Genomic DNA, 25,975 nt, shown 5'->3' on the forward strand with positions numbered 1-25,975 from the left:
TTTGGGACTGACCCTGAAGTCATTCAACGTTTCGACAGCGCCTGCAAACTTCGGGGTCAGTCCCGAGGGGACAGACCCCCCGCTCGCGCTACGCGGCAGCAAACATCGCCACCACCGCGCAAGCCATCACCGCCACCCCCAGCCAGCCAAAGAAGGTATGCCGCCGCGTCAGGGTAAAGCGTCCCATCACGGCCGGGTTACGCGCCAGCAGCATCATGACCACCATGATCGGCACCGCGATCACGCCGTTGATCTGGGCGGACCACAGCAGTGCCTTGATCGGGTCGATCGGCGCGAAGTTGAGCGCCATGCCGCCGATGGTCGCCAGCGAGATGATGGCGTAGAACTCGCGCGCTTCCAGCACCTTCAGTTCCAGGCCGTTCTTCCATTTGAAGCTTTCCGTGACGGCATAGGCGGCCGATCCCGCCAGCACGGGAATGGCCAGCATGCCCGTGCCGACGATGCCCAGCGCGAAGATGACGAAAGCGAATTCGCCGGCGATCGGGCGTAGCGCCTCGGCCGCCTGGGCCGAGCTCTGGATGTCCGTGATGCCGTGCAGGCCCAGGGTCGCCGCCGCCGTCAGGATGATGAAGAACGCCACGATGTTGGAGAACGCCATGCCGATGAAGGTGTCCAGTTTGATCCGGCGCAGGTGGCGCGCGGCCGCTTCCGGCGCCTCGCGCAACGATTGCGTGCGGCTGTCGCGCAGCTCTTCCACCTCCTGCGAGGCCTGCCAGAAGAACAGGTAAGGAGAAATCGTCGTGCCGAACACGGCGACGATCAGGCCGACCGAGGCGCGGTTCCACTCGAAGTGCGGCATGACGGTGGCCAGCGCGACCTCGCCCCAGGGCATATGCACGGCGAACACGGTGGCGACATAGGCCAGCAGCCCGAGCGTGAGCCACTTCAGGTAGCGCACGTAGGTGCGGTAGGGCAGGAACACCTGCAAGGTCAGGCACAGGAAGCCGCAGGCCAGCGCGTAGATGTGGGCCGAGCCGAAGCCGGCGACCAGGCGCAGCGCCTCGCCCATCGCCGCCACGTCGGCCGCGATGTTGACGATGTTCGCCACCAGGAGCAGCAGCACGACGCCGTACAGCAGCGCGGGCGGGTAGGCGCGGCGGATATTGGCGGCCAGGCCGTGTCCCGTGACGAGGCCGATGCGCGCCGACACCAGCTGGATGCCGACCATCAGCGGATACGTCAGGACCAGGGTCCACAGCATGTTGAAGCCGAACTGGGCGCCGGCCTGGGAATAGGTGGCGATGCCGGAAGGATCGTCGTCGGCGGCGCCGGTGATGAGGCCCGGCCCGAGGGCCTTGACGGTGTCGTTGTCGGTCAGTCGTTGCAGCAGTTTCATGGTCGGCTCGTACGAGTGCGCACGGCGCCGGACGTGAAGGTGCGGCGCGCGTCAGCGCGAAGTGGCGGGAAGGGGATTCATGAGGGTTGGCAGTGTAGCAGGCCCGGCACCTTGTAAAAGTGTCGGGCCTGTTACAAAAGGCGGAATTAAGGCGGCCCTAAGCGAGCCGCGGGAATCAGGCGGCGGCCTTCAGCTTGCGGAACACGCGGCGGGCCGCTTCGATCGTCTCGTCGATGACGGCGTCGTCATGCGCGGCGGAGACGAAACCGGCCTCGAACGCGGCCGGCGCGAAGTACACGCCTTCGTCCAGCATGGCGTGGAAGAAGGTGTTGAAGCGGGCCCGGTCGCCGGCCATCATTTCGGCATAATTGCGCGGCGGCTGTTCGCTGAAGTACAGGCCGAACATGCCGCCCTCGTAGTCGGCGCAGAACGTCACGCCCTCCTCGAACGCGGCATCGGTCAGGCCTTCGGCCAAGCGCCTGGCGCTGGCGGTCAACTTGTCGTAGAAACCTGGCTGCTGGATCAGTTTCAGGGTCGTCATGCCGGCGGCCACCGCGATCGGGTTGCCCGACAGCGTGCCGGCCTGGTAGACGGCGCCCAGCGGCGCCATCTTGCTCATCAACTCGGCGCTGCCGCCGAAGGCGGCTACCGGCAGGCCGCCGCCGATCACCTTGCCCAGCGCCGTCAGGTCCGGCTTGATGCCGTACAGCGCCTGCGCGCCGCCCAGGCCGACGCGGAAACCGCACATCACCTCGTCGAAGATCAGCAGCGCGCCATGGCGCGTGCACAGCTCGCGCAGCGCCTGCAGGAACTCCGGCGTGGCCTTGATCAGGTTCATGTTGCCGGCCACCGGCTCGACGATCACGCAAGCGATCTCGCTGCCGAAGTTGGCGAAGGCCTCCTCGATCTGGGCCACGTCGTTGTAGTCCAGGACCAGGGTGTGCTTGACGAAGTCCTCCGGCACGCCGGCGGAAGTCGGATTGCCGAACGTGAGCAGGCCGCTGCCGGCCTTGACCAGCAGGGAATCGGCGTGGCCGTGGTAGCAGCCTTCGAACTTGACGATCTTGTCGCGGCCCGTGGCGCCGCGCGCCAGGCGCAATGCGCTCATCGTCGCTTCGGTGCCGGACGACACCAGGCGCACCTGCTCGATGGACGGCACCAGGCGGCAGATCTCCTCGGCCATGATCACTTCCGCTTCGGTGGGAGCGCCGAACGACAGGCCGCGCGTGGCGGCTTCCTGCACCGCCTGCACCACTTCCGGGTGGGCGTGGCCGACGATGGCCGGGCCCCACGAGCCGATGTAGTCGATGTAGCGCTTGCCGTCCGCATCCCAGAAATACGGACCTTCGGCCCGGGTGATGAAGCGCGGCGTGCCGCCCACGGAGCGGAACGCGCGCACCGGCGAGTTGACGCCGCCGGGCGTGGTCTTCTGGGCGCGTTCGAACAGCGTGTCGTTCTTGGAAATCGTCATTGCTTGGTCCTGTTGGTTCGATTGGTACTGCTTGCGGTTGGCTTGCCGAGCGGCGCGGCCAAAGGCGCATCGCGCAACGACGCGGCCTGGGCATGCAGCGCATGGAAATGGTCCGGCACCAGCTTGCCCATGCCGAAGCGGCGCGCATGCTGCAGCGCGCCATGGGTGTACTGCTGCGCCAGTTGCACGGCGCGCGGCGCCTCGATGCCTTGCGCCATGTAGGCCGTGATGGCGGCCGACAGCGTGCAGCCGCTGCCGAGGAAAGGTCCGGGCAGGTGCTGCCAGCGGTCGTGCCGGACGATGCCGCCGTCGCCGTACAGCGTATTGGCGCGCAGGCCCGATTCGGCGCGCGAGGTGCCGGCCGGCGTACCGGTCACCAGCACGTATTCGCAGCCGAGGTCGATCAGGTGCTGGGCGTCGTCCGCCATCGTCTCGCCGTTCGCCAGGTCGCGCCAGGTTTCGGCGATATGGCCCAGTTCCACCTGCGACAGCATCAGCAGGGTGGACTGCGGCACCAGCAGTTGCCGCAGCACGGTGAGCAGCTCTTCGAAATCGGTCTCCTCGCCCAGTGGCGGCAATTGCGAACCGAACGGATCGAGGATCAGCGGCGCATCCGGATAGTCGCTGACGACTTCCGCGATCGACGAGATGTGTTCCAGGGAATCGAGCGCGCCGATCTTGAAGGCGGCAACCTGTGCGTCTTCCAGTACCGCCCTGGCCTGGTCCGCGACCCAGTCCGGTTCCACGTGCTGCTGGTCTTCCACCTTGGCGCTGTCGCCGATCAGGAGCGCCGTCGTCACCGCCAGCCCCTGGCAGCCCAGCGCCGCGAATACGCCAAGATCGGCATGCACGCCGACCGCGCCGATCGGGTCGGCCACACCGAAGGTCAGAATGAGAGGAGAAGTTTGGTTTTGCACGGCCAGTAGATTAAGATACCCGATTCGACATTTTACTTGATTAGGGGTAGCGGAACGTGAGTAGCGACAGTAACAAAAACGGCCAGCCAGGTGGCGCGGCGCAGGAGTTCAAGAGCTGGATGTGCCTCATTTGCGGCTGGATCTACGACGAGGAAGCCGGCCTGCCGGACGAGGGTATCGCGCCGGGCACGCGCTGGGAAGACGTGCCGATGAACTGGACCTGCCCCGAATGCGGCGCCCGCAAGGACGATTTCGAAATGGTCGCGCTCTGACGCCAGCCGCGATACGGCCGCGTCACCCCGGCACCGCAGGCCGCCGGTGAATCGCTTGCAAGCCGCCCCCTGGCTGCGTGAATCGCTCTCATGCCGTTAGTATAAAAAACCCGTCCGCCATGGGGCGCACCCCTGTGCTATCGTACGCGTCAGGTACCTCGGGAGCAGGCCTATTGCCTATTGATATGACGACAACGCCGCAAGCGACAGGTTTGAAAATCATGGTGATCGACGACAGCAGCACGATCCGCCGGTCCGCCGAGATCTTCCTCAGCCAGGCCGGCTATGACGTCGTGCTGGCCGAAGACGGTTTCGACGCGCTGGCCAAGATCAACGACCACCATCCGGCGCTGATCTTCTGCGACATCCTGATGCCCCGGCTGGACGGTTACCAGACCTGCGCGCTGATCAAGAAGAGCGCGAAATTCCATGCCGTACCCGTGCTGATGCTGTCCTCCAAGGACGGCCTGTTCGACCGCGCGCGCGGCGCCATGGTCGGCTCGTCCGCCTATCTCACCAAACCCTTCAGCAAAGACAGCCTGCTGGCCGCCGTGCGCGAGCACACCGGCCAGGGCCAATAAGACCAGCGAGGAAAGCATGGCCATCAAGAAAATCCTTATCGTCGACGACTCGCCCACGGAGCGCTATTACCTGACCGATATCCTCGTCAAGCACGGCTACGAGGTGGCCACCGCGGAAAACGGCGAGGAAGCGCTGGCCCGCATCCGGGTCGAGAAACCGCAGCTGATCCTAATGGACGTCGTGATGCCCGGGGCGAACGGCTTCCAGGTCACCCGTTCGATCGCGCGCGATCCGGCGCTGCAGGACGTGCCCGTGATCATCTGCTCCAGCAAGAACCAGGAGACCGACCGCATCTGGGGCCTGCGCCAGGGCGCCAAGGAATACCTCGTCAAGCCCGTCGACGCGGCCGACCTGCTGGCCAAGATCGCGGCGCTGGACTGATGACGAGCGAGCCGCACGACCTGCAGCCCGATACCGCCGGCGACGATACCACGCCGGGCGGCGCCGAACGGCGCAGCCGCCTGCGCCAGTACCAGGTGCAGCTGCTGGAACGCATGCAGGCGGCGCAGGGCGAGGCCGTGGCCACCGGGCGCGAGCTGGGTGTGCTGATCGGCGCGCGCCACTACCTGCTCGACCTGACCCAGGTCGGCGAGATCGTGCCGCACCACAGCGTGACCGCCGTGCCGCTGACGTGCGACTGGTACCTGGGGCTGGCCAATATCCGCGGCAACCTGACCGGCATCGTCGACCTGGCGCGCTTCCAGGACGAGCCCGCGCTGCAGCCGGGCGGCGAAGCGCGCTTCGTCACGTTCGCGCCCGCCTTGGGCTTGCCGTGCGCGCTGCTGGTGACGCGCGTGCTGGGCCTGCGCAAGCTGGCCGACATGACGGCCGCTACCGAGGCGCCAAGCGATGCCGGGTGGCTGGCCGCGACCTATTCCGACGCCGACGGGCTGGCCTGGCAGCGGCTCGACCTGGCCCGGCTCGCCGGCGACCCGCGTTTCCTGCACGTGGGCCGCTAACATCAGCACAGCGTGAACGAGGGGATTTGATGGCTTTCAGGATTTTTTCCCGGTCCGCCCGACAGCAGGAGCAGGCGGCGCAGGGACCGGAATCGGCATTCGGCAGCTACGGCGACTCGCAGTTCATGCGTCCGCCCGGCAGCCCGGCGGCGAGCGCCGACGAGGAACCGCTGCGCCTGCGCGACGCCTTGCGCCGGCGTGGTGGCAGCGCGCCATTGCCGCCGGACGCCGCCGGCCCGGGCTTCCGGCTGCCGCTGATCGGCCACCTGCCGCCGGCGCGCCAGCTCAGCTACCTGGTCACCACGCTGGCCGTCAGCCTGGCGCTGTCGGCTGCCTTTGTCGCGTTGAACGTGCATTACAGCGCCACCGGCGCGCTCAGCACGCAGATGGCGGGCGATGCGCTGATGCACTCGCAGCGCATCGGCAAGGCGGCGCCCAACGCGGTGCAGGGCAATGCCGAGGCCTTCCGCCAGCTGGACGAAAGCCGGCGCGAACTGGCGGGCGACCTGGCGCTGATGGCCGGCGGCGGCGAATACCAGGGCCGGCGCCTGCCGGGAGCGGGCGGCGAGCTGCGCGCGGCGGTGGAGCGGGTGCGCAAGCAGTGGGCCGCCACCGACAAGGCCGCCGAGACTATCCTGCGCCAGCGCGGCGCGCTGGCCGGCGTGGACAAGACGCTGCAGCAGATGAACGCGGCCTCGCCGCAACTACTGGCGCAGACCGAGGCGATCGCCGCCTACAAGCTGCAGCGCGGCGCCAGCGCGCGCGAGATGGCGGCGTTGGGCCGGCTGACGATGCTGACCCAGCGCATGAGCCGCGGCGCCAGCGAATTCCTGACGGACGGCGGCATCAGTTCGGAAACGGCGTTCCAGCTGGGCCGTGACGTGACCGTATTCCGCACCACCGTGGATGGCTTCCTGAACGGCAGCGCGGCGCTGGGCGTCGCCGCCGCGCGCGACCCGGAACTGCGCGAGCGCCTGGAGGCGCTGCGCGCCCAGTTCGAGCCGTACCAGGCGCAGGCCGGCGCCATTCTCGCCCGGCTGGACAAGTTCGCGGCGGCGAAGAACGCCGAGCGCCTGATCTTCACGCAGAACGAAAGCCTGCGCCAGAGCCTGGCGGGGCTGCAGGACGCCTACCGGCGCCGGCAGGAATCGCTGAACTGGACGTTCTGGCTGATGGTGGCCGGCGGCATGACCACGCTGCTGACGGGGGCCGCGATCGGCCGGGTGCTGCTGCAGGATTCGTACAACCGCACCCGCGGCGCCGAGCGGCGGCGCCAGGAAGCGGAAGAGCTGCGCCAGCTGGCCCAGCGCCAGGAGGAGGAGGCCAAGGCCACCAACGCGCAGAACCAGGCCGCCATCCTGCGCCTGATGAACGAGCTGCAGGAAGTGGCGGACGGCGACCTGACGGTGCAGGCGACTGTGTCGGAAGATATCACGGGCGCCATCGCCGACTCGGTCAACTATACGGTCGAGGAGTTGCGCGGCCTGGTGGGGCGGGTGACGGTAACGGCCGAACACGTGACGAACGCGTCGACCCATGCCCAGGGCATTTCCAGCGCACTGCTGGAAGCCTCGCAGGCGCAGGCGCGCGAGATCCGCGACGCCAGCGCCACCGTGGTGCGCATGGCGGAGGAGATCACCCAGGTGTCGCGCTCGGCGGGTGAATCGGCCGACGTGGCGCGCCAGTCCGTGGCCGCCGCGCGCCAGGGCGCGACCGCCGTGCAGAACGCCATCAAGGGCATGCACGAGATCCGCGAGCAGATCCAGGAAACCTCCAAGCGCATCAAGCGGCTGGGCGAATCGTCGCAGGAAATCGGCGAGATCACGGAATTGATCTCCGACATCACGGAACAGACCAACGTGCTGGCGCTGAACGCGGCGATCCAGGCCGCGTCCGCCGGCGAGGCCGGGCGCGGCTTCTCCGTCGTGGCCGAGGAAGTGCAGCGGCTGGCCGAGCGGTCGGCCGAGGCGGCCAAGCAGATCGGCGCGCTGGTGCGCGCGATCCAGGCCGACACGCACGACGCGGTGGCGGCGATGGAAAAGTCGACCCAGGGCGTGGTCGAGGGCGCGCGCCTGTCCGACGCGGCCGGCGCGGCGCTGACGGACATCTCGCAGGTGTCGCACCGGCTGGCCGAGCTGATCGAAGGCATCGCCCAGGCCACCGGCATGCAGGCCACCTCCGCCACGGGCGTGGCCGGCAATATCGGCCATATCCTGCAGGTGACGGAGCAGACCAAGGAGGGCACGCAGCAGACGGCGCAATCGGTGCACAAGCTGTCGGTGCTGGCGCAGGAGCTGAAGAATTCCGTGTCGCGCTTCCGCATCGCCCCGGAATCGAGTAACTGAGCAACCAACAAGCAATGAGCGAACACCGCTGAGGCAAGCATGATCCAACACGATACGCCGACTGTCACCCCGTTCGATCCTGGCCCGCTGTCCTGGGTCATGGTCGAGATCCGCGAGGCGCTGGGCCGTTCCCGCACGGCGCTGTTCGAGGCGGGCGGGCTGGAGCCGGACGACCAGGCCACGGCGCTGCGCCATGCCAAGTCGCATCTGCACCAGGCCCATGGCGCGCTGCTGATGGTGGACGTGGACGGCGTCGTGCTGTTGACGCAGCTGGCCGAGGAAGTGCTGGACCGCTTCAAGGATGGCACCCTGAAATGCAGCCTTGAGCACGTGCAGGTGGTGGCGGCGCTGTACCAGGCCGTGATCGAATATCTGGAAGAGCTGCTGGACGGCGCGCCGTTCCAGCCGGCGCGGCTGTTCCCGTATTACCGCGCCATGCAGGAGCTGCTGGGCGCACAGCGCATCCATCCGGCCGACCTGTTCTTCCCCGACCTGGCGCGCTGGCCCGCGTTGGCAGCGGCGGCAGGTGCTGGCGATGCCGACTACGGCACGCTGCGGCAGCGCTTCGAACGGGCGCTGCTGCCCTATCTGAAGTCGGGCGACGCGAGCCATGCCGGCGCGCTGCGCGACGTGGTGGCGGAGGTGGCGGCCGCGCAGGCCGAGCCCCGGCCGCGCGCCTTCTGGCTGGCGCTGCAGGCATTCGCGGAACTGGTCGCGGCCGGCCTGCTGCCGGCCGGCCTGTACGCCAAGCAGCTGTTCGGCCTGATCAACCTGCAGATGCGCCGGCTGGCGCAAGGCACGCCGGAAACGCCGGAAGCGGTGCTGCGCGACGCGCTGTTTTTCGTCGCGGCCGCCGCGCCGGAGACGCTGCCGCCGCTGGCGCGCGAGGTACGTGCCGCCTGGCGCCTGGACGGCCTGGTGCCAATCGACTATGAAACCAAGCGCTACGGCCAGCTCGACCTGGATGCGCTGGCGCGCGCCAAGGAAGGCCTGGCGCAGGCCAGGGCAGCCTGGCAACGGCTGGAGCAGGCCGATGGCTCGACGCTGCACAATGCCGAGTTCGGGCAGGCGCTGGCGCTGGTGGCGGCGGCCAGCGACAAGCTGGGCCTGCCGGCGCTGGGCGCACTGATGCGCCAGCTGGCCATCACCGCCAATACGGCCCTGGCGGCCGGCCGCAGCGAGGAGCTGGGCCTGGAGATGGCGACGGCGCTGCTGTTCGCCGGCCATGGCCTGGAGCAGATCCGCCACCTGCCGGACGATTTCGTGGCCAACGCCGACACGATCGGCGCGCGCCTGCAGGCACTGCTGGCCGGCGCGGTGCCGCCCGAACCGGCGCAATGGCAGAGCGGGCTGGCGCAGCGGCTGCAGCAGGACGACACGGTGGTGGCGCTGTCGCTGGAAATGAAGACAGCGCTGCGCCACGTGGAGAAGGTGCTGGACGAGTATCACATCCAGGGTACGGCCGACCTGGCCGCGCTGGACAGCGTGCTGCACCAGCTGGAGGGCGCGCTGGCGGTGGCCGACCAGGATCAGGCGATGCGGGCGGCGCGCCACGTGCGCGGCGAGATCGCGCGGCTGGCCGCCGGCGACGGGGATGCCGCCCTGCTCGACGCCATCGCCCGCAACGTCGGCGCGCTGGGCTTCTTCGTCGATATGCTGGCGCAGAACGCAGCCGGCGCGCGCGAGCGCTTCGCGTTCGATCCGGCCCAGGGCACGTTCCGCGCCATCCCGTTCCGCAAGATCGCCGCTGGGGAGACGATTCCCGTGCTGGAAGAGGAGGTCGAGCCGCCGGCGCCGCTGGCGCTGCCGGAGGCGCCGCCGTCCAGCGTGGGCGGCCCGGCCGACGCGGCCATCGAGGCGGAACTGCTGGAGATCTTCATCGGCGAGGCGCAGGAAGTGCTGGCGTTCATCGTGACGACGCTGGCGCAGCCGCGCCTGGATGCCGGCACGCCGGACAACCTGGCGATGCTGCGCCGCTCCTTCCATACGCTGAAAGGCAGCGGCCGCATGGTCGGCCTGAACCAGTTCGCCGACGCCGCTGGCGCCGTCGAGAAGACGATGAACGTGTGGATCGCCGAGGCGCGCCCTGTCAGCGAAGCATTGTTCGGTCTGCTCGAATGGGTCTCGGCCGAACTGGGCGAATGGGTCAGCGAGCTGGTGGCGAAGGGCATTTCGTCACGCAGCGCCGGCGCCATCGCCGAGGCGGCCCAGCGGGTGCGCGAAGGCGAACCGTTCATGCCGGCGCGCGCACCGCAGCCGGTCGAGACGCCGGTGCCGCCGCCGTACGTGACGGACGAACATGCGGCGGCGCAATCGGCGCAGGAGCAGGCAGCCGCGGACGACATGGTGTTCATCGACCGGCTGGCCGTGCCACGCCCCCTGTTCGACATCTACACGGCCGAGGCCCAGGGCCTGCTGGCACGGCTGCGCGAGGAGTTCGCAGCCTGGCGCGCGGCGCCGGAGCGCAGCGTCGACCCCGATACGCTGCAGGCCGTCCACACGCTGACCGGCACGTCCGCCACGGTCGGCTTCAAGCCGCTGCGCGAGCTGTCGTATGCGCTGGAGCTCGTGCTGCAGGCGCAGCAGGAGCCGGCGATCGCGCCGGACGCCGCCCAGCACGACCTGTTCGATTTCGCGCTCGAGCGCATGCGCCAGATGGTGCAGTCGTTCCTGGCGCTGGAGATGCCGGCCGAACAACCCGAGCTGATCGCCGCGCTGGACAAGCTGCGCGAGGACCTGGCGCGCACGCCAGCGGCGGACGCGGCGCTGGATGCGCGGCTGGACAGCATGCTGGCCGGCGTGGAGGTCGCTCCCGTGGAAGCCGCGCCCGCGCCACCGCAGGAGCCGCCGTTGGACGAACTGGCGGCCCGGCTCGACGCCCTGTTTACCGATACCTACCACGCGCTGCTGGCCGACCCGCCGCCGCTGCCGGCGCGCGGCACGCCGCTGCCGCTGCGCCCGCAGCTGGCCACGCAGGACGAAAGCATCGACGACCTGTTCGCGTCGGCCTTCGACGACGCGTTTGCCGAACCGCCGCTGACGCAGGCCGCGCTGCCGCAGGACGACGATGACCTGTTCACCGGTGCGGTCGCGGCCCCGGTGGCGGAGGCGGAGGCGGGCACGCGGGAGCACGAACCGCAGCCGGAACCGGAAGCAGTGCCGGAACTGGAACCCGAACAGGAAGCGGAAGAACCGCCTGCCGCGGCGGAAGCGCCGGTGCAGCCGGAAGACCTGGCGGCGGCAGGCGAACCGGCGGAAGTGGAAGTACTGGTACTGCCGCCCGGCTCGGACGCGCTGGCGACGCCGGTGGACGACGAGCTCGATCCCGACCTGCTGCCCGTGTTCCTGGAAGAAGGCGCGGACCTGCTGCCACAGGTGGGCGCGGCACTGCGCGCCTGGCAGCAGGCACCGCAGGACGTCGAACATGCACAGACGCTGCAGCGCGTGCTGCACACCTTGAAGGGCAGCGCGCGCATGGCCGGGGCGATGCGGCTGGGCCAGCACGCGCACGAGATTGAAACGCACGTGGAATCGATGGCCAACGCGGGCAGCGCCACGCCGCACGCGTTCGAGGAACTGCTGGCGCACTACGACCATGCGTTGCTGCTGTTCGAGCAGCTGCAGCATCCGGCACCGCAGGAGGCGGCACCTGCACCGGCCATGGAGGCGCCCGCCACGGCGGGCACGGAAGCCAGCGCGCCGGTGCCGCTGGTGCGGGTACGCGCCGACATCCTGGACCGTCTCGTTAACCAGGCCGGCGAGGTCGCCATCGCGCGCTCGCGGCTGGAAAACGAAGTGGGCGCGCTGCGCACGGCGCTGTCGGACTTCGACGAAAACCTCGCACGCCTGCGGCGCCAGCTGCGCGAGGTCGAGGTGCAGGCCGAATCGCAGATCGCGTCGCGCCTGTCGATCTCGGGCGAGCGCGAATTCGACCCGCTCGAATTCGACCGCTTCACGCGCCTGCAGGAGCTGACGCGCATGATGGCCGAGAGCGTGGACGACGTGGGCTCGTTCCACGACAGCCTGGTGCGCTCGGTGGACAACGCCAGCGACGACCTGGTGCAGCAGGCGCGCATGACGCGCGAGCTGCAGCGCGACCTGATGCGCGTGCGCATGGTCCCCTTCGGCAGCATCGCGGAACGCCTGTACCGCGTGGCGCGCCAGGCGGCCAAGGAAACCGACAAGCGCGTCAACCTGGACATCCGTGGCGGCAGCGTCGAGATGGACCGGGGCGTGCTGGAACGGATGGCCGCGCCGTTCGAACACCTGCTGCGCAATGCGATCGTGCACGGCATCGAGCCGCGCGCCGTGCGCACTGCCGCCGGCAAGGCCGAGACGGGCGAGCTGCTGGTGCAGGTCAGCCAGCAGGGCAACGAGATCGTGCTGGAGTTTTCCGACGACGGCGGTGGCCTTGACCTGGCGCGCATCCGCGCCAAGGGCCACGTGCTGGGCCTGCTGGGCGAGGATGCGGCCGCGGCGGACGACGCCACCGTGGCCGACCTGATTTTCCAGCCCGGCTTCTCGACGGCCGACACCTTGACGGAGCTGGCCGGCCGCGGTGTCGGCATGGACGTGGTGCGCTCGGAAGCGCAAGCGCTGGGCGGGCGCGTGGTCACGGCCAGCACGAGCGGGCAGGGCACGCGCTTCACGATCCACCTGCCGCTGACCCTGGCGGTGACGCAGGTCGTGCTGCTGGCGGCGGGCGGCAAGACGCATGCGGTGCCGGCCGTGCTGGTCGAACAGGTGCTGCAGGTGCGCCCCAGCGTGCAGGAACGGGGCGCGGTGGAAGCGCACGGCCAGGCGCTGCCGCTGCGCTACCTGCCGGCACTGCTGGGCGACGCCGCTGCCCGGCCGCCGGTGCAGCGTTCCGTGCCCGTGCTGGTGCTGCGCGCCGGTGCCGAACGGCTGGCGCTGCAGGTCGACGAGGTGCTGGGCAACCGCGAGGTCGTGGTCAAGAACATCGGCCCGCAGCTGGCGCGGGTGCCCGGTATCGCCGGCGCCACCGTGCTGGGCTCCGGTGAAATCGTGCTGATCCTGAACCCGCTGCTGCTGGCCCAGCACCTGGCGCAGCACCCGGAGTTGCAGGTGGCCACCCTGCCGCCGGAGTTGACGGTGGCGGCGGCGCGCGCCGGCGGCACGATCCTGGTGGTGGACGATTCGCTGACGGTGCGCAAGGTCACGCAGCGTTTGCTGGAGCGGGAAGGCTATACGGTGCTGCTGGCCAAGGATGGCGTCGACGCGCTGGAGCAGCTGCACGAGCGCGCCAACGGCAAGCTGCCCGACCTGATGCTGGTCGATATCGAGATGCCGCGCATGGACGGCTTCGACCTGACCCGCAACGTGCGCGGCGACCCGCGCACGCAGCACATCCCGATCATCATGATCACGTCGCGCAGCGCCGACAAACACCGCAACTACGCCACCCAGCTGGGCGTCAACGCCTACTTCGGCAAGCCGTTCCAGGAGTCGATCCTGCTGGGGTCGATTGCCGGCTTGCTGACTGGATGAGCCAGTAACCCCTTGGTGTCAGGCACCTGTCTCAGGGCGGTTCCGCCCTGAGACAGGTGCCTGACACCGTGGGTCTACTTCTTCACCACTTCATAGCGCTGCAGCGTGCGCGCCCGCGCCAGGTCATGCTGCACGATTGGCGCCGGATAGCCCGGCACCTTGCCCGCCGCCAGCCATGGCGCATGGATCTCCTTGGCGCTCAGCCTGGACAACTGCGGCAGGAACGTCTTGATGAAGGTACCGTCCGCATCGAACTTCTGCGACTGCGTGACAGGATTGAAGATGCGGAAGAACGGCTGCGCGTCGCAGCCGGAGGAGGCGGCCCATTGCCAGCCGCCGTTGTTGGACGCCAGCTCGTAGTCGTTCAGCTTCAGCGCGAAATACGCCTCGCCGCGGCGCCAGTCGATGCCGAGGTCCTTGACGAGGAAGCTGGCCGTGACCATGCGCAGCCGGTTGTGCATGAAGCCCGTGCGGTTCAGCTGCAGCATGGCCGCGTCCACCAGGGGGTAGCCGGTGCGGCCCTCGCACCAGGCGGCGAACAATTCGTCCGCCTCCGGTCCCGTCTCCCATTCGATGCGGTCGTACACCGGCTTGAACGCCGAGCGCACCACGTAAGGGAAGTGGAACAGGATCTGCTGGTAGAACTCGCGCCAGACCAGTTCGGCCAGCCAGACGGCGCCGCCGTCACCGGCCTGGCCCCGTTCGGCCAGCTCGCGCACCGTGCGCACCAGGTGGCGGATCGAGACGGTGCCGAAGCGCAGGTGCAGCGACAGTTGCGAGGTGCCGTGCACGGCGGGAAAATCGCGCGCCGTGCCGTACGGGGCCAGCTTGGGCAGGAAGTCCTCGAACGCGGCGGCGCCGCCCGTCATGCCGGGCGTGACGCCGACGGCGGCCAGGTCGACTTCGTCGAAACCCAGTCGCGCCAGCGCAGGCAACGTGCTGCGGCCAGGCGCGAACGCGGCCGCATGCGGTTCCACGTGCAGCGGCGCGACCAGGCCCGGATCGAGGTTGAGCTTTTTCAGCCACGCATTCTTGTAGGGCGTGAACACGGTCAGCGGCTTGCCGGCCTGCGACAGCACCTCGTCCTTCGCCAGGACCACCTGATCCTTGAACAGGCGCAGCTCGCGGCCCGCGGCGCGCAGGGCGGTTGCCACGGTCTCGTCGCGCGCGATGGCCGCGGGATCGTAGTCTTCGTTGACGTACACGGCGCCCGCGTCCAGTTCCCCGGCCAGCGCCGGGATCACGGTGCGGGCATCGCCATGGCGCACGATCAGGTGGCCGTTCATCTGCTCCAGGTCCGCCGCCAGTTCCATCAGCGAGGCGTGGATGAAGGCGACCCGGCGGTCGTCGCGCGGCAACTCGGCCAGGATCGGCGTATCGAATACGAAGGCGCAGTAGACCGGGCCGCCGCACTGCAATGCGTGGTGCAGCGCGGCGTGGTCGAACGCACGCAGGTCGCGCCGAAACCAGACGAGGACGTTCTTGCTCATAGGCATTTCTTTGTTCCAAATCAACGTACAGCGATAAATTATTGCCTACAATCAGTTCGATGGGCGCGCCGCGCAACCACGGCGGCGGGTCACGATCAAACCTTCGATTCAGTGGCCGTTCCGGCAATTCATAGTAAACTGTCGGTATGACCGGTGGAAGTTTCCATTTGTCATCTAGTTTTTATACTCGACACAGCCCCAGCAGAGAGAGCAGCGTATGAAGAACAGCAAAGTGAGCAAACCTCTACCTGTGCCTGGACTGTTACAGGGAAGCGATGACCCTTTGCAACAATCTGACACGATGACGACGCCTGCCCTGAACCTGGCCAATCATTTCCTGATCGCCATGCCGTCGATGCACGACCCGGTGTTCGGCGGGACCGTCGTCTATGTTTGCGAGCACAACGAGAATGGCGTGCTGGGCGTGGTCATCAACAAACCCACCGACATGACGATGGAAACGCTGTTCGACCGCATCGACCTGGAAGTCACGGCGGGGCGTGAGGCGATGGAGAAAAAGCCCATCATGTTCGGCGGCCCCGTGCAGGACGACCGCGGCTTCGTGCTGCATACGCCGGGCGCGCGCTATTCGTCGTCGCTGACGGTGACGGACGAAGTGGCGTTCACCACCTCGATCGACGTGCTGGAAGCGGTGGCGCGCGGCGCCGGTCCGCAGCGCATGCTGGTCTCGATCGGCTACGCCGGCTGGAGCCCGGGCCAGCTGGAGGACGAGATCAGCCGCAACGGCTGGCTGACCGTCGGCGCCGATCCCGGCATCCTGTTCGAGACGCCGATCGAGGAGCGCTACGTCGCCGCCATGAAACTGCTGGGCATCGATCCGCTGATGCTCACCTCCGAAGCGGGCCATGCCTGATCCAGTGAACGTGTCAGAAACGGTATTCGGCTTCGACTTCGGCATCAAGCGTATCGGTGTCGCGATGGGTAACACGATGATCGGCCAGGCCAGAGCGCTGGCCGTCATCAAGGGCGAGGACAACGCGACCCGTTTCGGCGCCATTGCCGCGCTGATCGACAAATGGGGGCCGACGAAATTCATCGTCGGCCTGCCCCTGCATCCGGACGGTGCGGAACACGAGATGACGGCGCGCTGCCGCCGCTTCGCCAACCAGCTGCACGGCCGCTTCAACATTCCCGTCGTACTGGTGGACGAGCGCTACTCGTCCGCCGTCATCCAGGCCGGGCGGGGCGAGGTCATCGACGACCGTGCCGCCGCCATCATCCTGCAACAGTACTTCGACCAGTATCACCCTCAATAGCCTACTCTATGCCCCAACTTGACCCCCAACACCTGGACGCGGAGGCGCTCTACGCGGCGCTGCTCGACCAGGTCCGCGCCGGCATCGCCGGTGCGCACGAGCCGGCCATCGTCGGCATCCATTCCGGCGGCGCCTGGATCGCCGAGCGCCTGGCGCGCGACCTGGGCCTGACGCAGCGTCTGGGCGTGCTCGACGTCTCGTTCTACCGCGACGATTACGCCAAGAAGGGCCTGCCGGCCGAAGTGAAGCCGACCAATATCGGTTTCGACGTGGCCGGCGCCACCATCGTGCTGGTGGACGACGTGCTGTACACGGGCCGCACCACGCGCGCCGCGATCAACGAGCTGTTCGACTACGGCCGTCCGGCGCGCATCCTGCTGGCGGCGCTGGTCGACCGCGGCGAGCGCCAGCTGCCGGTGGCCGCCGATTTCGTGGCCGCCCACACCCGCGTGGGCGCGGGCGAGGCGCTGCGCCTGCGCCAGGCCGACACAGGCCAATTCAAACTGACCATCGAACGCGAAAATGCTTAATCCGCAACTGAACAAACACGGCGAGCTGCAGCACCTCTTGACCACCGAGGGCCTGCCGAAGGCCATCGTCAACCAGATCCTCGACACGGCGGCGTCCTTCGTCAGCGTGTCCGACCGCGAGGTCAAGAAGGTGCCGCTGATGCGCGGCAAGAGCGTGTTCAACCTGTTCTTCGAGAACTCCACGCGCACCCGCACCACGTTCGAGATCGCGTCCAAGCGCCTGTCGGCGGACGTCATCAACCTGAACATCCAGGCCTCGTCGGCCAGCAAGGGCGAGTCGCTGCTGGACACGATCGACAACCTGTCGGCCATGCATGCGGACATGTTCGTGGTGCGCCACGCCTCCTCCGGCGCGCCGTACCTGATCGCCAAGCACCTGCACGACACCAGGCAGAATCATGTCCACGTCGTCAACGCGGGCGACGGCCGCCACGCGCACCCGACCCAGGGCCTGCTGGACATGTACACGATCCGGCATTACAAGAAGGACTTCACCAACCTGCGCGTGGCCATCGTCGGCGACATCCTGCACAGCCGCGTGGCCCGTTCCGACATCCATGCGTTGACGACGCTGGGCGTGCCCGAGATCCGCGCCATCGGCCCGCACACGCTGCTGCCGGGCGGCCTGGAGCAGTTGGGCGTGCGCACCTTCACCAACATGGACGAAGGCCTGAAGGACGTCGACGTCATCATCATGCTGCGCCTGCAGAACGAGCGCATGAGCGGCGCGCTGCTGCCGTCGGCGCAGGAATACTTCAAGAGCTACGGCCTGACCCAGGAACGCCTGGCGCTGGCCGCGCCGGACGCGATCGTGATGCACCCGGGGCCGATGAACCGTGGCGTCGAGATCGACTCGGCGGTGGCGGACGGCCCGCAGGCCGTGATCCTGTCGCAGGTGACGTTCGGGATCGCCGTGCGCATGGCGGTGATGAGTATCTTGGCAGGCAATCAAGGGTAAGCGCAGGGAAAATACGAAGTGACGAACTTACATATCAAGAACGGCCGCGTGATCGACCCGGCCAACGGCGTGGACGCCGTGCAGGACCTGTTCATCGCCGACGGCAAGGTGGCCGCGCTCGGCAGCGCGCCGGCCGGTTTCACGGCCGCGCGCACCATCGACGCGACGGGCCTGGTGGTCGCCCCCGGCCTGGTGGACCTGTCGGCCCGCCTGCGCGAGCCGGGCTACGAATACAAGGCCACGCTGGAATCGGAAATGCAGGCGGCCGTGCAGGGTGGCGTGACCAGCCTGGTCTGCCCGCCGGACACGGACCCGGTGCTGGACGAGCCGGGCCTGGTCGAGATGCTGAAGCATCGCGCCCGTGGCCTGAACCAGGCCAAGGTGCATCCGCTGGGCGCGCTGACGATGGGCCTGAAGGGCCAGGCGCTGACGGAGATGGCGGAATTGACCGAAGCCGGCTGCATCGGCTTCTCGCACGCCGAGGTGCCGATCCAGGACACGACGGTGCTGCTGCGCGCGCTGCAGTACGCCAAGACGTTCGGCTATACCGTCTGGCTGCGCCCGCAGGACGCGCACATCGGCAAGGGCGGCGTGGCCCACAGCGGCCCGCTGGCCTCGCGCCTGGGGCTGTCCGGCGTGCCGGTGATGGCCGAGACCATCGCCCTGCACACGATCTTCGAGCTGTTGCGCGCCACCGGCGCCAAGGTGCACCTGTGCCGCATCTCGTCCGCCGCCGGCCTGGAGCTGGTGCGCGCCGCCAAGGCCGAGGGCCTGGCCGTGACGTGCGACGTGGGCGCGCACCACGTGCACCTGACCGATGCCGACATCAATTTCTTCGACCCGAACGCGCACCTGACGCCGCCGCTGCGCAGCCAGCGCGACCGCGAGGCGATCCGCGCCGCGCTGACGGACGGCACCATCGACGCGATCTGCTCCGACCACACGCCGGTGGACGACGACGAGAAGCTGCTGCCGTTCGCCGAGGCCTCGCCTGGCGCGACCGGCCTGGAACTGCTGCTGTCGCTGGCGCTGAAATGGGCGGAAGACCTGGGCGGCGATGCGCTGTTCAAGGCACTCAATCGCGTCACGGCGGCGCCGGCCCGCGTGGCCGGCCTCGATGCGGGCCACCTGGCGGTGGGCGGCAGCGCCGACGTGGTGCTGTTCGACCCGGCCGCGCGCTGGCTGGTGGAAGCGCCGGCGCTGGCCAGCCAGGGCAAGCACACGCCGTTCCTCGGCTACGAGATGCTGGGCCAGGTACGGGCGACGATCGTCTCCGGCCACGTCGCGTTCGAGCGCAACGCGGCATAAGGCGGCACCGTCATGCTGCTTGCGCTGCGCGTCGCCCGCGTCGTATTGCACCTGCTGGTCGGCATGGCGATCTGCGCGTTGCTGTTCCCATGGATCGACCGCCAGGCGCGCGAGATCCACGTGCGGCGCTGGTCGCGCCACCTGCTGGCCATCTGCAACGTCACCGTGCAGATCACGGCCGGCAGCGCGGCACCGAAGGAGCATGCGCTGGTGGTGGCGAACCACGTGTCGTGGCTGGACATCTTCGTCATCAACGCGCTGTATCCGTGCCGCTTCGTGGCCAAGGCCGAGATCCGCTCCTGGCCGCTGGCCGGCTGGCTGGTGGAGCAGGCCGGCACCGTGTTCATCGCGCGCGGCAACCGGCGCGACCTGCGCAAGGCGTTCGAGGGCCTGGTGCGGGCGTTGAAAGCCGGCGAGCGCGTGGCGTTCTTCCCGGAAGGGACGACGGCGCCGCAAGGCACGCTGCTGCCGTTCCACGCCAACCTGTTCGAGGCGGCCGTGGATGCCAGGGCGCGCGTGCAGCCGTACGCGATCCGCTATATGGACGCCGACCGCCAGCCGCACCCCTCGGTCGATTTCGTGGGCGACATGACGTTCGTGCAAAGCATGCTGACGATCCTGCGCGGCGGTCCGATCCGCGCCCGCGTGACGATCCTGCGCTCGACCAAGGCGAAGGGCCAGCACCGTCGCCAGCTGGCCGAAAGCGCGGAGAACGCGATCCGGCACGCGCTGGGCATCGCGGCCGACGTGCCGGCGGATGAGGCGCTGCCGGAGACGGACCTGGACGACGAGACGGATGCGCCGGAGGCGCGCAGCGCCTGAGAACAGCCCGGCACGCCGGCAGCACCGGGTTATCCCTTGCCCTTGGCCCGCCGGAACTCCGGGCATTCCACCTGCAGCAGCGAACGGTCCTCCAGGCACACGGCCGACAACTGCCCGCCCCACACGCAGCCGCTGTCCAGCGCAATATAGTTGTCGCGCAGCTGCAGGCCCAGCGCCGACCAGTGGCCGAACACCACCGTCACTTCCGCCGTGCGCCGGCCCGGCACATCGAACCACGGCATCAGCCCCGTGGCCGGATCGACCGTCGCGCTTTCCTTCATCTTGAAATCCATCACGCCATCGGCCGTGCAGAAGCGCATCCGCGTCAGTGCATTGACGATGCAGCGCAGCCGCGCCGCGCCGCGCAGGTCGTCGTCCCAACGGTCCGGCAGGTTGCCGTACATCTCGGCCAGGAAACCCGTCCACTGTTCGCTGCGCAGCGCCCCTTCCACCTCGCCGGCCAGCGCCATTGTCTGCGGCGCATCCCATTGCGGCAGCACGCCGCCATGCACCAACAGGTGGCCGGCTGTAAACAAGGCCATGGGACGATGGCGCAGCCAGTGCAGCAGGGCGTCGCGGTCGGGCGCGGCCAGGATCGTGTCGAGCGTATCGGAACCGGACTCCGGCCGGATCCCGTTGGCGACGGCCAGCAGGTGCAGGTCGTGGTTGCCCAGCACCGCATCGATGCGGCCGCCGCTGCCCTGGCTCAGCGCCTGCACATAGCGCAAGGTGGACAGGGAATCCGGGCCACGATTGATCAGGTCGCCACAGAACAGGATCGCCGGCGGCGCCTGTTCCAATTGGCGTTCGCGTGCGAGAATGGCTTCTACGAGCGTCACAGTTTCTGCGTGGCAACCCTGCAAGTCACCGATGACATAGGTTCGCGTGGACGCGGTCGGCATGAACAATTCCTATAAGCACGATTGCACTTTTCACACGCCCGTAGCGCGTTTCACATACAATCGAGGTTATTACTTAATCAACTTCGCAAAACTGGGATACTAAATGATTTTTGTGACAGGTGGGGCCGGCTTCATCGGCTCGAACTTCGTGCTGGACTGGCTGGCCCAATCGGATGAGCCCGTCTTGAATTTTGACAAGTTGACCTATGCGGGTAATGTCAACAACCTGGCCTCGCTGAAGGACGATCCGCGCCACGTGTTCGTGCGCGGCGACATCTGCGACGGCGAACAGGTGCTGGCGCTGCTGCGCGAGCATCAGCCGCGCGCCATCGTGCACTTCGCGGCCGAGAGCCACGTCGACCGTTCGATCCACGGTCCGGCCGAATTCATCAACACCAATATCAACGGCACGTTCGCGCTGCTGGAAGCGGCGCGCGCCTACTGGACGGCGCTGGAAGGCGACGCCAAGGCGGCCTTCCGCTTCCTGCATGTTTCCACCGACGAGGTGTACGGCACCCTGGGCCCGAACGATCCGCCGTTCTCCGAAACGACGCCGTATGCACCCAACAGCCCATACTCGGCCTCGAAAGCCGCGTCGGACCACCTGGTGCGCTCGTACCACCATACCTATGGCTTCCCGACGCTGACGACGAACTGCTCCAACAACTACGGCCCGTACCACTTCCCGGAAAAGCTGATCCCCCTGATCATCGCCAACGCGCAGGCCGGCAAGCCGCTGCCGATCTATGGCGATGGCCAGCAGATCCGCGACTGGCTGTTCGTCAGCGACCATTGCACGGCGATCCGTCGCGTGCTGGCCGACGGCAAGCTGGGCGAAACCTACAACGTGGGTGGCTGGAACGAGATGGCCAACCTGGACGTCGTGCACACGCTGTGCGATATCCTGGACAGCCTGAAACCGAAGGCTGGCGGCGGCAGCTACCGCGACCAGATCACCTACGTCAAAGACCGCCCCGGCCACGACCGTCGCTACGCCATCGACGCGCGCAAGCTGGAGCGCGAACTGGGCTGGAAGCCGGCCGAGACGTTCGAGACGGGCATCCGCAAGACGGTGCAGTGGTACCTGGACAATCCGGAATGGGTGGCCGACGTGCAGTCCGGCGCCTATGCCAAATGGGTCGAGACCAACTACTTCAATCGCGAGGCGGGCCAATGAGCGACACCACCACCGTACAACGCCGCAAAGGCATCATCCTGGCGGGCGGCTCCGGCACCCGCCTGTATCCGGTCACGACCAGCGTATCGAAGCAGCTGCTGCCGATCTACGACAAGCCGATGATCTACCATCCGCTGACGACGCTGATGTTGGCCGGCATGCGCGAGATCCTGATCATCTCGACCCCGCAGGACACGCCGCGCTTCCGCGACCTGCTGGGCGACGGCAGCCAGTGGGGCCTGCAGCTGTCGTACGCGGTGCAGCCGTCGCCGGACGGCCTGGCGCAGGCGCTCATCATCGGCCGCGACTTCGTCGGCGGCGATCCGTCCGCGCTGATCCTGGGCGATAACATCTACTACGGCAACGACCTCGATGCGCTGCTGCGCAGCGCCGCGTCGGAGCCGAGCGGCGCCACCGTGTTCGCCTACCACGTGCACGATCCGGAGCGCTATGGCGTGGTCGAATTCGACCGCGACCGCCGCGCCGTCAGCATCGAGGAAAAGCCGGCCGTGCCGAAGTCGAACTACGCGGTGACGGGCCTGTACTTCTACGACAGCCAGGTGTGCGACATCGCCGCCTCGATCAAGCCCTCCGCGCGCGGCGAGCTGGAGATCACGGACGTCAACAAGGCCTATCTGGAAAAGGGCCAGCTGCGGGTGGAGCTGATGGGCCGCGGCATGGCCTGGCTCGACACCGGCACGCACGAATCGCTGCTGGATGCGTCGCAGTTCATCGCCACCATCGAGAAGCGGCAAGGCCTGAAGGTGGCCTGCCCCGAGGAGATCGCCTACCGCAAGGGCTATATCGACGCCGAGCAGCTGCGCCGCCTGGCCGAACCGCTCAAGAAAAACGGCTACGGCCAGTACCTGATGCAGATCCTGCAGGACAAGGTGATCCCGCGATGAAAGTCACGACCACTCCCATCGATGGCCTCTTGATCATCGAGCCGACCGTGTTCGGCGACGACCGCGGCTTCTTCTACGAGAGCTTCAATGCGCAGCGCTTCGCCGACCTGACGGGCGTGCGGGCCGACTTCGTGCAGGACAACCATTCCCGCTCCGCGCGCAACGTGCTGCGCGGGATGCACTACCAGATCCAGCAGGCGCAGGGCAAGCTGGTGCGCGTCGTCAGCGGCAGCGTGTACGACGTGGCCGTCGACCTGCGCAAGAGCTCCGCTACGTTCGGCAAGTGGTTCGGCGTCGAGCTGTCGGCCGAGAACAAGCGCCAGTTCTGGATTCCGCCGGGCTTCGCGCACGGGTTCGCGGTGACCAGCGAGTTCGCCGAATTCCTGTACAAGACCACCGATTACTACGCCCCCGAGCACGAGCGTGCGCTGCTGTGGAACGACCCGGCGGTGGGCATCGAGTGGCCGCTGGACGGCACGCCGCTGCTGTCGGCCAAGGACCAGAAGGCGCTGCCGCTGGCACAGGCGGAAGTGTTCCCATGAAGATCCTGCTGACCGGATGCAGCGGCCAGGTCGGCTACGAACTGGAGCGCAGCCTGCAGGGGCTGGGCGAGGTCGTGGCCGTCGATCGTGCCCGCATGGACCTGTCCGACCTGGACCAGGTGCGCGACGTGATCCGCGATGTGCAGCCGCGCCTGATCGTCAACCCGGCTGCCTACACGGCGGTGGACAAGGCCGAGAGCGAGCCCGAGCTGGCGCACCGCATCAACGCGCAGGCACCGGGCGTGATGGCCGAGGAGGCGGTGCGGCTGGGCGCGGCGCTGGTGCATTACTCGACCGACTACGTGTTTCCCGGCGACGACCCGGGCGCACGCGTGGAAACGGACGCGACGGGGCCGCTGAACGTGTACGGCGCCAGCAAGCTGGCTGGCGAGCAGGCCATCGTCGCCAGCGGGGTCCCGCACCTGATCTTCCGCACCAGCTGGGTGTACGGCATGCGCGGCAAGAACTTCCTGCTGACGATGCTGCGCCTGGCCAAGGAGCGCGACGAGCTGCGCATCGTGGCGGACCAGCACGGCGCTCCCACCTGGAGCCGCACCATCGCGGACACGACGGCGACGATCCTGGCCCAAGCGCGGGCGCACGGCTTTTCGCCGGACTGGTGGCGCGAGCAGGGGGGCATCTACCACCTGAGCAGCCAGGGCCAGACCACCTGGTTCGAGTTCACCCAGGCGATCGTCGAACAGGCCGGCATCGATTGCCGGCTGCTGCCGATCACGTCGGCGGAATATCCGACGCCGGCGCGCCGGCCGCAGTACTCGGTGCTGTCCTCGCAGCGTTTGCTGGAGCGTTTCGGCCACGTACCGCACTGGCGCGAAGCACTGCGGCTCTGCATGCAGTAAGGCGAACGGGGCACGGTTACGCCGCGCCCGCGCCCCGTTTGCTGCCGCTCCGGGCCGTGCCGGCCCGGCGGTTTTTCCCAGTTTCTCCTCATTAATCCGGTACAATCGCTGGTTGGCATCGATGCATGCCATTGCTGCAAAGCGGCAAAAAGCGCCAGGCTTCCCACCACGATTAATGCATAAATGTTTTCCTTCTTAGTAAGCTTTGTCGCTTCCGCGTTGCTGACCTTGCTGGTCATCAAAGAAGTGCGCCTGCACGGCCCCGCGCTCGATACCGATTTTCACGGCGTGCAAAAAGTTCATGCCCACAGCGTGGCCCGCATCGGCGGGCTGTCGATTTTCCTGGCCGTCGGCTTGTCGGCCTGTATTTCCGTCTGGCGCGTCCCGGCAATGACGACCTGGATGTTGTCGTTGATGGCTTGTTCCGCCTGTGCGTTTATCGGCGGTATTGTCGAGGATTACACCGGACGGGTCAGCGCGGCGCGGCGCTTGATACTGACGATGCTGGCGGCACTGCTCGGCTATTATCTGCTCGATGCCCGCATCGACCGGATCGATTGGGTGGCCGATGCCTTGCCGCTGCCGTATATCTGGCTGACCTTGCCGCTGACCGTGCTGGCGGTCGCGGGAATTGCCAACGCCGTTAATATCATCGACGGCTTTAACGGCCTGGCCAGCGTCGTCACCATTTGCATGCTGTTGTCGCTCGGTTATGTTGCGCTGCAGGTGAATGACATGTTCGTGCTGGTCGCCGCCCTGATGGTGGCCGGCGCCACCGCGGGGTTCCTGATCTGGAACTACCCGGTCGGGTTGATCTTCCTCGGCGACGGCGGCGCCTACTTCATCGGTTTCATGCTGGGCGAGCTGGCGCTGTTGCTGGTCATGCGTAATCCACAGGTATCCACGTGGTACGCGGCATTGCTGCTGATCTACCCAGCTTTTGAAACACTGTTTTCCGTTTATCGCCGCATGTTTATTCGCGGTAAATCGCCGGCCATGCCCGACGGTATTCATCTGCACAGCCTGATCTTCCGCCGCGTGGTCCAGTGGGCGGTGGGGCGGCGCGATGCACGTGCCTTGATGCGACGCAATTCCTTGACGTCGCCTTATCTGTGGATGTTCTCGCTGATGGCCGTTATTCCCGCGACAGTATTCTGGAGCCACACCTGGGTGCTGATGCTTTTCTGCTGCCTGTTCATAATCAGTTATGTGTGGTTATATGTCCGCATCGTGCGGTTTAAAGCGCCGCGCTGGATGATCCGCCACAAAAGGAACTAGTATTTTCTGGAAGTTGGTGTATATTTCGGTCAGAATCACGTATCCAACGAGCTTCAGCACTTCAATATAAAGGAAAATACGATGGATCTGTCGAATATGTCGGCTTCCGAATTGCGCCAACTGCAGGAGCAGATCGGCCGCGAACTGAAAAAACGCGAAACCCAGGACCTGCAAAAAGCACGTGAGCAGATATTCGCGATCGCCCAGCGCGTGGGCCTGCCGCTGAAAGACCTGATCGCCACTGGCGGCCGCGGCAAGGGCAGCACCGTCGCCGCGCGTTATCGCAATCCGGACGACACCACCCAGCAATGGACCGGCCGCGGCCGCCAGCCGAAATGGGTCAAGGAATGGGTCGATTCGGGCAAGGCGATCGACGACCTGCGTATTTAAGACGCATCACCCGCCGGGGACAGGCACCTGTCTACGGGTCTTCGACCCGTAGACAGGTGCCTGTCCCCTTTGGTTTGGCAGGACTTGCCTGATATCGGTATCGCACTTACTATACCGATGTTTCC

Annotated in this window: 23 protein-coding genes; 18 read left to right on the forward strand and 5 right to left on the reverse strand. The window is 67.4% G+C overall.

Going from position 1 to position 25,975, the window contains the following annotated elements; genetic code table 11:
- Window positions 1–88 precede the first annotated feature (88 nt).
- The 3 genes from E7V67_002770 to E7V67_002780 all read right to left on the reverse strand — a co-directional run bounded on the left by E7V67_002770 (window position 89) and on the right by E7V67_002780 (window position 3,706).
- Entirely contained in the window at window positions 89–1,357 is a 1,269-nt protein-coding gene (locus tag E7V67_002770) for an Nramp family divalent metal transporter (GenBank protein ID WUR14045.1), read from the reverse strand.
- 175 nt (window positions 1,358–1,532) lie between these two features.
- Window positions 1,533–2,828 carry a glutamate-1-semialdehyde 2,1-aminomutase gene (hemL, locus tag E7V67_002775; protein WUR14046.1) on the reverse strand — a complete coding sequence of 432 codons (1,296 nt, stop codon included), beginning with the start codon at window positions 2,826–2,828 and terminating at the stop codon, window positions 1,533–1,535.
- A complete protein-coding gene (locus E7V67_002780; GenBank protein WUR14047.1) occupies window positions 2,825–3,706 on the reverse strand; it encodes a hydroxymethylpyrimidine/phosphomethylpyrimidine kinase in 882 nt (293 codons plus the stop codon). Before E7V67_002780 ends, hemL begins: the two co-directional genes overlap by 4 nt.
- Before the next feature lie 158 nt (window positions 3,707–3,864).
- Here E7V67_002780 and E7V67_002785 point away from each other — a divergent pair, with 158 nt between their 5' ends.
- From E7V67_002785 to E7V67_002810, 6 genes are all read left to right on the forward strand, one after another.
- Entirely contained in the window at window positions 3,865–4,017 is a 153-nt protein-coding gene (locus E7V67_002785) for a rubredoxin (protein ID WUR16218.1), read from the forward strand.
- A 185-nt stretch (window positions 4,018–4,202) separates the two neighbouring features.
- On the forward strand, window positions 4,203–4,598 hold the full coding sequence (locus E7V67_002790) for a response regulator (protein WUR14048.1): 396 nt from the start codon (window positions 4,203–4,205) through the stop codon (window positions 4,596–4,598).
- Between the two features lie 16 nt (window positions 4,599–4,614).
- Window positions 4,615–4,980, forward strand: coding sequence for a response regulator (locus E7V67_002795; GenBank protein ID WUR14049.1), 366 nt, complete (start codon window positions 4,615–4,617; stop codon window positions 4,978–4,980).
- Window positions 4,980–5,558 carry a chemotaxis protein CheW gene (locus E7V67_002800; GenBank protein WUR14050.1) on the forward strand — a complete coding sequence of 193 codons (579 nt, stop codon included), beginning with the start codon at window positions 4,980–4,982 and terminating at the stop codon, window positions 5,556–5,558. The genes E7V67_002795 and E7V67_002800 overlap by 1 nt, the downstream gene beginning before the upstream one ends.
- Window positions 5,559–5,587: 29 nt before the next feature.
- Window positions 5,588–7,903, forward strand: coding sequence for a methyl-accepting chemotaxis protein (locus tag E7V67_002805; GenBank protein ID WUR14051.1), 2,316 nt, complete (start codon window positions 5,588–5,590; stop codon window positions 7,901–7,903).
- A 39-nt stretch (window positions 7,904–7,942) separates the two neighbouring features.
- Window positions 7,943–13,411 (forward strand): Hpt domain-containing protein, encoded by a 5,469-nt coding sequence (locus E7V67_002810; protein WUR14052.1) that lies wholly within the window; start codon window positions 7,943–7,945, stop codon window positions 13,409–13,411.
- 74 nt (window positions 13,412–13,485) lie between these two features.
- On the opposite strand, the gene E7V67_002815 is transcribed toward E7V67_002810, so the two are convergent.
- The gene (locus E7V67_002815) at window positions 13,486–14,907 is read right to left on the reverse strand and encodes a deoxyribodipyrimidine photo-lyase (protein ID WUR14053.1); all 1,422 of its coding nucleotides are present in this window, start codon (window positions 14,905–14,907) and stop codon (window positions 13,486–13,488) included.
- A gap of 295 nt (window positions 14,908–15,202) precedes the next feature.
- Between E7V67_002815 and E7V67_002820 the strand changes: the two genes are divergently transcribed.
- The 6 genes from E7V67_002820 to E7V67_002845 are packed head-to-tail and all read left to right on the forward strand — an operon-like array spanning window position 15,203 to window position 19,796.
- Window positions 15,203–15,775, forward strand: coding sequence for a YqgE/AlgH family protein (locus tag E7V67_002820; protein ID WUR14054.1), 573 nt, complete (start codon window positions 15,203–15,205; stop codon window positions 15,773–15,775).
- Window positions 15,768–16,178: a Holliday junction resolvase RuvX gene (gene ruvX / locus E7V67_002825; protein ID WUR14055.1), complete on the forward strand. Its 411-nt coding sequence runs from the start codon at window positions 15,768–15,770 to the stop codon at window positions 16,176–16,178. Before E7V67_002820 ends, ruvX begins: the two co-directional genes overlap by 8 nt.
- Before the next feature lie 8 nt (window positions 16,179–16,186).
- The gene (pyrR, locus tag E7V67_002830) at window positions 16,187–16,708 is read left to right on the forward strand and encodes a bifunctional pyr operon transcriptional regulator/uracil phosphoribosyltransferase PyrR (GenBank protein ID WUR14056.1); all 522 of its coding nucleotides are present in this window, start codon (window positions 16,187–16,189) and stop codon (window positions 16,706–16,708) included.
- Entirely contained in the window at window positions 16,701–17,666 is a 966-nt protein-coding gene (locus E7V67_002835) for an aspartate carbamoyltransferase catalytic subunit (GenBank protein ID WUR14057.1), read from the forward strand. Before pyrR ends, E7V67_002835 begins: the two co-directional genes overlap by 8 nt.
- Before the next feature lie 18 nt (window positions 17,667–17,684).
- Entirely contained in the window at window positions 17,685–18,974 is a 1,290-nt protein-coding gene (locus E7V67_002840; GenBank protein ID WUR14058.1) for a dihydroorotase, read from the forward strand.
- Between the two features lie 12 nt (window positions 18,975–18,986).
- Window positions 18,987–19,796: a lysophospholipid acyltransferase family protein gene (locus E7V67_002845; GenBank protein WUR14059.1), complete on the forward strand. Its 810-nt coding sequence runs from the start codon at window positions 18,987–18,989 to the stop codon at window positions 19,794–19,796.
- Between the two features lie 29 nt (window positions 19,797–19,825).
- On the opposite strand, the gene E7V67_002850 is transcribed toward E7V67_002845, so the two are convergent.
- Entirely contained in the window at window positions 19,826–20,698 is an 873-nt protein-coding gene (locus tag E7V67_002850) for a symmetrical bis(5'-nucleosyl)-tetraphosphatase (protein ID WUR14060.1), read from the reverse strand.
- A 103-nt stretch (window positions 20,699–20,801) separates the two neighbouring features.
- On the opposite strand from E7V67_002850, the gene rfbB reads away from it, so the two are divergent.
- The 6 genes from rfbB (at window position 20,802) to E7V67_002880 (ending at window position 25,850) form a co-directional block, all read left to right on the forward strand.
- Window positions 20,802–21,875 carry a dTDP-glucose 4,6-dehydratase gene (gene rfbB, locus E7V67_002855; GenBank protein ID WUR14061.1) on the forward strand — a complete coding sequence of 358 codons (1,074 nt, stop codon included), beginning with the start codon at window positions 20,802–20,804 and terminating at the stop codon, window positions 21,873–21,875.
- The gene (gene rfbA, locus E7V67_002860; protein WUR14062.1) at window positions 21,872–22,780 is read left to right on the forward strand and encodes a glucose-1-phosphate thymidylyltransferase RfbA; all 909 of its coding nucleotides are present in this window, start codon (window positions 21,872–21,874) and stop codon (window positions 22,778–22,780) included. The genes rfbB and rfbA overlap by 4 nt, the downstream gene beginning before the upstream one ends.
- Window positions 22,777–23,322: a dTDP-4-dehydrorhamnose 3,5-epimerase gene (gene rfbC, locus E7V67_002865; protein ID WUR14063.1), complete on the forward strand. Its 546-nt coding sequence runs from the start codon at window positions 22,777–22,779 to the stop codon at window positions 23,320–23,322. The genes rfbA and rfbC overlap by 4 nt, the downstream gene beginning before the upstream one ends.
- Entirely contained in the window at window positions 23,319–24,182 is an 864-nt protein-coding gene (gene rfbD, locus E7V67_002870; protein ID WUR14064.1) for a dTDP-4-dehydrorhamnose reductase, read from the forward strand. Before rfbC ends, rfbD begins: the two co-directional genes overlap by 4 nt.
- A 183-nt stretch (window positions 24,183–24,365) precedes the next feature.
- Entirely contained in the window at window positions 24,366–25,460 is a 1,095-nt protein-coding gene (locus E7V67_002875; protein ID WUR14065.1) for a glycosyltransferase, read from the forward strand.
- An 81-nt stretch (window positions 25,461–25,541) separates the two neighbouring features.
- Window positions 25,542–25,850 carry an H-NS histone family protein gene (locus E7V67_002880; protein WUR14066.1) on the forward strand — a complete coding sequence of 103 codons (309 nt, stop codon included), beginning with the start codon at window positions 25,542–25,544 and terminating at the stop codon, window positions 25,848–25,850.
- Window positions 25,851–25,975: the final 125 nt, after the last annotated feature.

Source organism: [Empedobacter] haloabium, assembly GCA_008011715.2.
In the GTDB taxonomy this organism is placed as follows: domain Bacteria; phylum Pseudomonadota; class Gammaproteobacteria; order Burkholderiales; family Burkholderiaceae_D; genus Rugamonas; species Rugamonas haloabia.

Coding starts and splice junctions, on each gene's coding strand:
- E7V67_002770 (WUR14045.1), bottom strand. CDS start 1,357: ATGAAACTGCTGCAACGACTGACCGACAACGACACCGTCAAGGCCCTC.
- hemL (WUR14046.1), bottom strand. CDS start 2,828: ATGACGATTTCCAAGAACGACACGCTGTTCGAACGCGCCCAGAAGACC.
- E7V67_002785 (WUR16218.1), top strand. CDS start 3,865: ATGTGCCTCATTTGCGGCTGGATCTACGACGAGGAAGCCGGCCTGCCG.
- E7V67_002790 (WUR14048.1), top strand. CDS start 4,203: ATGACGACAACGCCGCAAGCGACAGGTTTGAAAATCATGGTGATCGAC.
- E7V67_002795 (WUR14049.1), top strand. CDS start 4,615: ATGGCCATCAAGAAAATCCTTATCGTCGACGACTCGCCCACGGAGCGC.
- E7V67_002800 (WUR14050.1), top strand. CDS start 4,980: ATGACGAGCGAGCCGCACGACCTGCAGCCCGATACCGCCGGCGACGAT.
- E7V67_002805 (WUR14051.1), top strand. CDS start 5,588: ATGGCTTTCAGGATTTTTTCCCGGTCCGCCCGACAGCAGGAGCAGGCG.
- E7V67_002810 (WUR14052.1), top strand. CDS start 7,943: ATGATCCAACACGATACGCCGACTGTCACCCCGTTCGATCCTGGCCCG.
- E7V67_002815 (WUR14053.1), bottom strand. CDS start 14,907: ATGCCTATGAGCAAGAACGTCCTCGTCTGGTTTCGGCGCGACCTGCGT.
- E7V67_002820 (WUR14054.1), top strand. CDS start 15,203: ATGACGACGCCTGCCCTGAACCTGGCCAATCATTTCCTGATCGCCATG.
- ruvX (WUR14055.1), top strand. CDS start 15,768: ATGCCTGATCCAGTGAACGTGTCAGAAACGGTATTCGGCTTCGACTTC.
- pyrR (WUR14056.1), top strand. CDS start 16,187: ATGCCCCAACTTGACCCCCAACACCTGGACGCGGAGGCGCTCTACGCG.
- E7V67_002835 (WUR14057.1), top strand. CDS start 16,701: ATGCTTAATCCGCAACTGAACAAACACGGCGAGCTGCAGCACCTCTTG.
- E7V67_002845 (WUR14059.1), top strand. CDS start 18,987: ATGCTGCTTGCGCTGCGCGTCGCCCGCGTCGTATTGCACCTGCTGGTC.
- E7V67_002850 (WUR14060.1), bottom strand. CDS start 20,698: ATGCCGACCGCGTCCACGCGAACCTATGTCATCGGTGACTTGCAGGGT.
- rfbB (WUR14061.1), top strand. CDS start 20,802: ATGATTTTTGTGACAGGTGGGGCCGGCTTCATCGGCTCGAACTTCGTG.
- rfbA (WUR14062.1), top strand. CDS start 21,872: ATGAGCGACACCACCACCGTACAACGCCGCAAAGGCATCATCCTGGCG.
- rfbC (WUR14063.1), top strand. CDS start 22,777: ATGAAAGTCACGACCACTCCCATCGATGGCCTCTTGATCATCGAGCCG.
- rfbD (WUR14064.1), top strand. CDS start 23,319: ATGAAGATCCTGCTGACCGGATGCAGCGGCCAGGTCGGCTACGAACTG.
- E7V67_002875 (WUR14065.1), top strand. CDS start 24,366: ATGTTTTCCTTCTTAGTAAGCTTTGTCGCTTCCGCGTTGCTGACCTTG.
- E7V67_002880 (WUR14066.1), top strand. CDS start 25,542: ATGGATCTGTCGAATATGTCGGCTTCCGAATTGCGCCAACTGCAGGAG.